Below are 6273 nucleotides of genomic sequence, written 5' to 3'. Positions count from 1 at the left end.
TGCAAGACCAGGGGTTGTTTGCCCAGTTGGTCGAATTCATCCATCAGGAACATGACGGGATGTGGCTCGTCCGGTCCGGGATGCGCGCGCTGCAGACATGCGATGGCATCGGCGAACAGGAGCCGGATCAGGGGGGCCAGTGTTTTCAGGTGCTCCGGCTGCACAACAATATAGAGCGACTGTGGCTCTCGTCGGAACGTCCCGAAGTCGAAATCGCTTGCCTGTGTTGCCCGGTCCACCGCCGGATCGAGCCAAAGCTCCAATCCGGCCCCGCGGATCACACTGACATAGGAATCGAGAATCTTGTCCACTTCGTCGGCCATGCTCAGGAAAATCTCTGCAACCTCCGGGTTTGCGGTCTGCATGGCGGCCCGTTTGTAGAATTCCTTTTTATTGCCGCCGCCAGTCATGATCCGCAGCGCCTCACCGATCGTCGGCTTGCCGGTCTCGATGGCGTAGAGGCAAGACGCCACGAACAGGCTGCGTCCGGCCTGGAAAAAGCTCTGCGCGTTCACGCTTTCGACGATGAGGAACAAATCCGCCATGGTGTTGACGGCGGTGTATTGCTGCTCGGGGCTGGGCAGATCGGCAATGCGCTGGAGAGGATTGAACCGGTGCGTGCGGGTCAGGACGGGCCCGTTCTTGCCCTCGGGCTGAACGTAGTCATAGGGCGAAAAGTACCAGACCTGATTGTTCAGCGCCTTTTGGCGGTGGATGGATGTCTTCTCGAAATTCTCGCCCTTGACGTCGAGGATCACGGCACTGCCCTGGAAGTGCAAAAGGTTCGGCAAAACGAAGCCTACCCCTTTGCCCCGGCCCGTCGGCGCGATCATCATTGCGTGCGGGAAGCGATCTGGCGTGGCAGACACGAAAGGCGCGCGGGACGCAGGTGACCCGAGCTTGCCGAACAGAAAGCCGTTCTGGGAAAGAGACGCCGACATACGGTTGCGGCGGAGCTCGGGACGCGACTGGAAATGCGCATCATCATAATCGGTGAGCGACCCGCGATGAACGGATGTCGCTCCTGTCGCCGCCAGAAGCAGGGCAGGAAGTGCCGTGATGAGCCAGGCAGTATGTTCCACCGCAGGGTTTGCCTTGATCCGTGGATCAGACAGATTGAGCAGCCAAAGTTCGAAAATATCGAACCCACCCAGGTCTTCGCCAAATCGCACGATCAGATAGAGCGTGGCGATAGCGGCACCGATCCAGATGCCAACACCGAGACCGAGCAGGATGGCGATCGGATACCGCCAACGGCTTTCCATTGCATGCAGCATGTTTTGAATCCTCTAGAGGCCGTAGTCGCCGCTGGTATCGTCCCGGTCGCGCCCCCGCTCCTCGGCGCGCTCGAAAGCCTCGATCCGGGTCCGGTAGGTGGCGGCGGGTTCGCTGTCGCGGCCGGTAATTTCATCACCCGCATCCACTGCGGCGATGGCCTTTAGCTCCGAGAACACGGCTTGTCGCAGACCAGGGTCTTCGATGCGGTCCATGAGCGGATCGATCCGGCCCGCTGCCAGCTGATCCATATCCCCGTCGCGCAGGTCTTGCCGCACGTCGGAGATCAGCTTGTCCAGCGTGGCGATGTCGGCAAGGCGGCTGCCCTGCCCCGCGTCGAGAATGTCCTGACGCGCCAGATCCGCCAAAAGATCACGATCCATGTGCAGCCCCGCAAAGACATCACGCGCGCGCGCCTGCAGGTCGCGTTCGAGCCCAAGCCAGTCCGAGCGCTCCTGTGCGTCCACTGGGCGTGAGGCTTCGAGTTGCGCCTCGCTGCGATGGCGTGCGGTGAAACGGGCAGCGACTTCTTCGACGCTGCTGCCCGCCTCCTCGAGCCGTGACTCCATCGGTGCCAGAACCCGCGCCAATTCCGCTCTGAAATGACCCAGTGCAGCATCGGCCTCAGCCGAGAGCGGATTGCCCTCGTCTCCTGCCCGTGCAGCCAGCCCCGCAATCCCCTGCACACTGTAGGGATCGCGCTCGGGCGACACCGATGAAGAATGATCCGCAAGAAAGTCGCGGCCCAGAAGCGTGCCCATTTCGCGGGCCTGCCCGGCAAAGAGCTGTTCCAGTTCGACCTTTTCGGCACCGGGCGCCATGTCCTGAATGGCGCTCCAGGCGGTGTCGGCTTCCGCCTGCAATGTCTCGCGGGCGGCGATCAGACGACCGATCACATCCGCTCCGGCAGCGGGGATATCAACTCCTTCGGCAAACCCTTCTTTCACCGGCATTCCTTTCATCAAGTTGGTGGCGGCAAGCTCTGCGCCCTCCGCGATGCGCCCCATCCATCCATCCGGAGGGGTGTCGGCCTCCAGGCGCATCCCGGCAAGTTGCGCCAGCTGCCGATACCCCTCAGCGTGCCTGCGTATCTCGGCCTCGCGCAGAGCGCGGCTTTCAGGATCCAGCGGGGCAACCACTGGCTCCCGTCCCTCCTTGCGGGCCGCTTGCAAATCGGTGTCCCGCGGAGCGTTTTCCATGATGCCGCGCGACAGACGGGAAGAGGCGTTCAGCACTAGCCCGTGCTCGCCCGCGATCTGCGCATGCAGCTCGCGCATCATGTCATAGCTGATCTCGGAATGGCGGCTGATCGAGAGGAACTTGCCGTCCTCCATCCCAACCTTGTCGACAAGAACATGGGCATGCACATGATCTGTGTTGCAATGAAGGGCCGCCACATACCGATATCGATCCCGGTAATCCCCGCCGAACACCTCCTGCGCCCATTCGCGCGAGATGGCTTCCGCCAACTCCGCCTCGGTTCCCTTGGGAAAGGACAGGATGATGTGATCGGTGTGACCCCGTTTCGGCGCCCCGCACCAGGATGCACTCCAATCGGCAATGACATTTTCCATGCCGCGCTCGCCAAAGGCACGATCGATGCCGATCTGGTTCGACCAGGCTGCGACCTGCGCTTCGTCGCGCAGGATGTATTTCATCTGTCGGCGTAACTCTTTGGGCGAATGACACCCGCCCGTGCCGACCCGCTTCACCACGCTTTGCGGCACGCGCAGCGCGTTCCAGGACATCACCGCAACAGCCCCGCCGGACGCGCCACGCCGACGGACCGACGATACGCGCGCCTCGCCTGCCATGGCTGCAGACCGCCGCCCCACATGAGGCAGAATCTCGCCCAATACCGCCTGCTGGAGGGTGCGTGTTTCAGCCATCGCGCTGCCTCTCCCCAACGTCCCGAAGATCGGACACCCGGACGAAGGCCCCGCGCAGCGAGGCCGCGCGCAAAGCCTGCACAGCCCGGGCAACCTCTTCGGCCCGGTCCGCAAGCCGACCGACCAGTGCCGCGTCGCGCGCGTTCCACCGCAGCTTGCCCGCATGGGCAAGCTTCAGCATCTGCACAAGATTGCGCGCCAAGGCATTAAGCTGATTGGCGGACGCCTTGAGCGCCGTGACCTCGTCCCGGCGAAACGCGACAATGCCGGATGACAGACGGATCATGTGCCGGAGCAGACCCGACGTGGTCATGCCCGTCTCGGCCACAAGCGCCTCGAATGCTTCGGCCTCACGGGCGGACACCCGAACCTGCAGCACGCGGCCCTTTGTGGTTCGATCCGCCACCACGCCGCGCGCCCGCACGCGGGCGACAGTGGGCCGGGAGCAGCCAACACGCACGGCGATCTCCCCATCGCCAAGCCCTTGCGCGGCAAGCCGGAGAACCTCTTGTCGGGCTATGGTGGAGAGGCGTTTGGACATGGGCGGCAAGATTTATCATTAGATAGTTTTTGTAAACACGAAAACTCTAATGAGTCGCCGCACAAGTTTTGTCATACACAATACCGTTCCTGTCAACGTCCCTTCGGTCCGTTGTCGCACCTTCGGTGATCAGCAGGCAGGGCCTTGGCCATGCCTGCTGCAAACCCCGCGCGACAATGAACAGACCGAAGGGACACCGCCTCCCCCGCGCCGCGATCCGGGACGTAGGCCCGGATCCTGAACAGGCGCGGGAATGACGTCGGCGCAGCCGACACGATATCCCTTCGTTGGCGTTGAATGCTCAAAGGGGTTTTCCCGGAAGGAGAAGAAGGCCTTGTGGGATTGGACCGCCTGCGCAGCACCGTGCGTATTACGTCGGCGCTGATACGGATAGTCGATGGTCAGGTGACGCGACACCTCGAAGGCTGATGGCAGCATTCGGAAATTGCCACAACGACGCGATGGGGAAAAGGATGGACGCTGCAATGAGGGTTGGCGTGAGTGACCTGCTGACCGATTGACCGAACGCGTACGCAGATGATCGCCAAAACAGCACATCGCCTCAGCAGCTGCACATCTGTCTGACCCAAAGGTTGAACGCCTGTATCACGCAAGGTGTGGACGCCATCCCGAGGCATCGCCATAACGGCGCAAGATATACGTTATGGAGTCGAGGAATGCTTGTTGTGACGGCCATCTCCGCGAAGGGCGGTTCGGGAAAGACAACTCTCATACAGATGCTTGCGTCCGCCATGCTCGCACGCGGCCGCCGTGTGCATGTCATGGATGCGGATGCTGACAAGCAGATCCTCGAATGGGAATCAAAAAGCGCGCGCGCCGACTTCGGTGATCTGCCACGCCTTCCATGGCCCACAGGCTTGACCGTGGCCGATGCCCCCGAGACCGTTGAAGGCCTTTACCACGCGCTGGACGGCTTTGAGGCTGAAGGTGTGGATCTGGTTTTGATCGACACCCGCCCCGGCGAGCACCCCGACACCGAAACACTGGCGCTGGCCTGCGACATGGTCCTGGTACCGTCCGTGCCGGTACAATCGGATTTCGTGGCGGCCCTGAAAACCCTGACATGGGTTATGCGCATGATCGAGACCCTCGGGCCGGATGACCCCGCCCCGCTGTTTTCAACCGTATTGATGAACGCGGACAAACGCGCGATCGATTTCGTGACCGCAGGCGATGACTTTGAGCGTGATGCGGCAAGACGCAGGGTTCACCGGCAGGACCTTGAGGTCTTCGAGGTGATTTCAACCCTGCCGCTCCTGCCCACGCCGGTGCCCCATCTCACTGCGATCCAGCGCATGCCGCTGACCGGACCACTGGGATATGTGCGGGACATTTATGAACAAGATCTTCGTCATCGGTTGCAAGCGGGGCATCTTTCCTCAGCCCTGACACTGTGCAGCGATGTCCTTTGCGACATCGAGGCCATGGTGGACGCTGCCAATGGCTAGGAAGATTCCAAGCCGGTCCGGGACCGCTGTCTCGAACGAAGACAGGCTGGCGCAATCGCGGCAGTTCGCCACGAGCGCCACGAAATATGCCGCATTTAATCAGAGTGCGGCGGCAGCGGTCGCGACAGAAGGCCCAGCGGCAAATTCAGTGGACAAGAAAGAACCCCGGAAAGGGGAAAAGGCAGCCGCGGCTGAAACGGCGCGCATCAACTCGGGGGTATCCACCCAGCCGGTGGCGGATGATGCTTGCAGCACTCGCACCGAAGGGCAGTCTCGAACCTATTACGTGCGCATCGGAGCTGAGGATCAGGCACGGATTGAGGCGCTGGCAGAACGATCTGGCCTTGATCCGGACTACGTTCGGCGTGCCTTGATCAAAGCGGTTCGCGCCCGCATGCAAAACCTGCGCGACACCGCGACCTGGCATGAGGTTGCCTCCGCTGCACGACCACGCCTGGCCGAGCCCAAAGGCACTGGTGCCCCCTTCATGAAATCGATGATCAGGCTCGACGTCGCCCATGTGGCAGCGCTGCAGACGAGCATTGATGACCCGCTCAACGTCTATGGGGTGACGCAACTGCTATCCGCCTTCGGCAAGGTGTTGCTGAACTCCGAGATCGAAGAGCTCGCTCAAAAGATCAGCGGCATCGAAGCCCGGGCAGCGCGTCCTGATCCAGCGTAAAGGCATCGCGTGCGGTCACGACAGCGATCTGACCGCCCGCCTCGATCATGTCGATGAGCTGTGCCCATTCGGCAGGATCAGCATCGCGTTGCGTTGCGATCCCGTCCTGCACAGAAAAGGCAGCCTGCTCTCCGGTCGCCGCGAGAAGAACAACTTGTTGCGGGAATTGGTCATCGTCAAAACGCGACAAAAAGTACGCATGGCTCACGTTTGGGTTGTAGACACGGTCAGGATCGCAAACTAAGAGCAAAGTTCCGTCGTTTGCAGTCGCAGCATAGGTCTCCAGACCTCGCGACAAGCCGATCTCCCACTCGGCAGCGACAGCCGATGAAGCCGCGCCCAGAAAGAGCGCAATATGTAGAGGCCTGTAAAGCAAGTTTGTAAACTCCGTTTTGTGTTGGCCAAGCATATATAGGT

6 protein-coding genes are annotated in these 6273 nt (G+C 61.5%); 2 read left to right on the top strand and 4 right to left on the bottom strand.

Going from position 1 to position 6273, the window contains the following annotated elements; translation table 11 throughout:
• From GC127_RS00235 to GC127_RS00225, 3 genes are all read right to left on the bottom strand, one after another.
• Positions 1-1277, bottom strand: a 1277-nt coding sequence (locus tag GC127_RS00235; protein ID WP_151992546.1) for a type IV secretory system conjugative DNA transfer family protein, incomplete at its 3' end; no start/stop codon positions are given.
• A 12-nt stretch (positions 1278-1289) separates the two neighbouring features.
• The gene (locus GC127_RS00230; RefSeq protein ID WP_199861146.1) at positions 1290-3164 is read right to left on the bottom strand and encodes a relaxase/mobilization nuclease domain-containing protein; all 1875 of its coding nucleotides are present in this window, start codon (positions 3162-3164) and stop codon (positions 1290-1292) included.
• Complete coding sequence (locus GC127_RS00225; RefSeq protein WP_151975974.1) at positions 3157-3705, bottom strand: helix-turn-helix domain-containing protein; 549 nt, start codon at positions 3703-3705, stop codon at positions 3157-3159. Before GC127_RS00225 ends, GC127_RS00230 begins: the two co-directional genes overlap by 8 nt.
• A gap of 677 nt (positions 3706-4382) precedes the next feature.
• On the opposite strand from GC127_RS00225, the gene GC127_RS00220 reads away from it, so the two are divergent.
• Complete coding sequence (locus tag GC127_RS00220) at positions 4383-5174, top strand: AAA family ATPase (RefSeq protein ID WP_151975975.1); 792 nt, start codon at positions 4383-4385, stop codon at positions 5172-5174.
• Between the two features lie 148 nt (positions 5175-5322).
• Positions 5323-5856, top strand: a complete 534-nt coding sequence (locus GC127_RS00215) for a hypothetical protein (protein ID WP_151975976.1) — start codon at positions 5323-5325, stop codon at positions 5854-5856.
• Here GC127_RS00215 and GC127_RS00210 read toward each other — a convergent pair.
• Positions 5813-6265, bottom strand: a complete 453-nt coding sequence (locus GC127_RS00210) for a hypothetical protein (protein ID WP_151975977.1) — start codon at positions 6263-6265, stop codon at positions 5813-5815. The genes GC127_RS00215 and GC127_RS00210 overlap by 44 nt on opposite strands.
• Positions 6266-6273: the final 8 nt, after the last annotated feature.

It is taken from the genome of Roseovarius sp. EC-HK134, from assembly GCF_902498815.1.
GTDB classification, from domain to species: Bacteria; Pseudomonadota; Alphaproteobacteria; order Rhodobacterales; family Rhodobacteraceae; genus Roseovarius; species Roseovarius mucosus_A.
This window is presented reverse-complemented; position numbering and strand designations above follow the sequence as displayed.

What these genes read in the sequence shown, in the direction of transcription:
- GC127_RS00210 (WP_151975977.1), bottom strand. Translation starts at nt 6,265, where the DNA reads ATGCTTGGCCAACACAAAACGGAGTTTACAAACTTGCTTTACAGGCCT.
- GC127_RS00230 (WP_199861146.1), bottom strand. Translation starts at nt 3,164, where the DNA reads ATGGCTGAAACACGCACCCTCCAGCAGGCGGTATTGGGCGAGATTCTG.
- GC127_RS00220 (WP_151975975.1), top strand. Translation starts at nt 4,383, where the DNA reads ATGCTTGTTGTGACGGCCATCTCCGCGAAGGGCGGTTCGGGAAAGACA.
- GC127_RS00225 (WP_151975974.1), bottom strand. Translation starts at nt 3,705, where the DNA reads ATGTCCAAACGCCTCTCCACCATAGCCCGACAAGAGGTTCTCCGGCTT.